Origin of the sequence: Streptomyces katrae, assembly GCF_000966975.1 — a bacterium.
Classification (GTDB): Bacteria; Actinomycetota; Actinomycetes; order Streptomycetales; family Streptomycetaceae; genus Streptomyces; species Streptomyces katrae.
Genome location: NZ_JZWV01001589.1, coordinates 1 through 1251, shown reverse-complemented (window position 1 = coordinate 1251; position 1251 = coordinate 1). Strand labels below are relative to the sequence as shown.

The 1251-nt window shown below is 75.7% G+C and carries 1 protein-coding gene; it reads right to left on the bottom strand.

Features of this window, described 5'->3' with window-relative positions; all coding sequences use genetic code 11:
• A partial coding sequence (locus tag VR44_RS39455; protein WP_045952515.1) for an acyltransferase domain-containing protein occupies nucleotides 1-1251 on the bottom strand: 1251 nt, incomplete at both ends.

Below are 1251 nucleotides of genomic sequence, written 5' to 3'. Positions count from 1 at the left end.
GGGCCGATCTCCAGGAAGGTGCGGGCCCCTTCGGCAGCGAGGGTGGTGACGGCGTCGGCGAAGCGGACGGTTTCGCGGACGTGGCGCACCCAGTGGTCGGCCGAGCAGAACTCCTCGGCGGTCACGAGGCGGCCCGTGAGGGTGGAGACGACCGGGAGCTTCGGGGTCTCGAAGACCGCCTCCTCGACGGTCTTCCGGAACGCGGCCAGCATCGGGTCCATGAGCGGGGAGTGGAAGGCGTGCGAGACGGTGAGGGGCCTGGTCCTGCGGCCGGCGGCGGTCAGCCGGTCCACCACCGTGGAGACCGCGTCCTCGGATCCCGAAACCACCACGGACGCCGGCCCGTTGACGGCGGCGATGCCCGCCCGGTCCTCCAGCCCGGCCAGCAGCTCGCGGACCTCCGCCTCGGCGGCCTGGACCGCGACCATCACCCCGGCGGACGGGAGCGCCTGCATCAGCCGGCCGCGCGCCGCCACCAGCTTCGCCGCGTCCGTGAGGGACAGCACGCCCGCGGCGTGCGCCGCGGCGAACTCGCCGACGGAGTGCCCGGCGAGGAAGTCGGGGCGTACGCCCCAGGATTCCACCAGCCGGAACAGCGCCACCTCGACCGCGAACAGCGCCGCCTGGGTGTATCCGGTCCGGTTCAGCAGCTCCGTGTCCTCCCCGAACACCACCTCGCGCAGCGGGAGTTCGAGGTGTGGGTCCAGGGCGGCGCAGGCGGCGTCGAAGGCCTGCGCGAACACCGGGTAGGCGGCGTGCAGTTCACGCCCCATGCCCGGGCGCTGGCTGCCCTGGCCCGAGAAGAGGAACGCGGTCCCGCTGCCGTCGGCCGGGCCGCCGGGTTCGGCTTCGCCCCGTACGGCACCGGCTGCCTGCCGGCCCGTGGCGATGGCCTGCAGGCCCGCGAGCAGTTCCTCGTGGTCGGCCCCCACGACCGCGGCCCGCAGCTCCATCGAGGCGCGCGACACGGCGAGCGACCGTGCGATGTCGGCGGCGCCCAGGGCCGGGTGCTCGGTGACATGGGCCGCGAGGCGCTGTGCCTGCGCCCGCAGGGAGGTCTCGTCCTTGGCGGACAGCACCCAGGCGAGGGCGCCGGGTCCGACGGGCGTGCCGGCGCCGGCGGGGCCGGGTTCCGTGCCGGGGCCGGCCGGGGCGGGTTCCGTGTCGGGGACGTGTTCCAGGACGACGTGGGCGTTGGTGCCGCTCACGCCGAAGGAGGAGACGCCCGCCCGGCGCGGCCGGCCGGCCTCC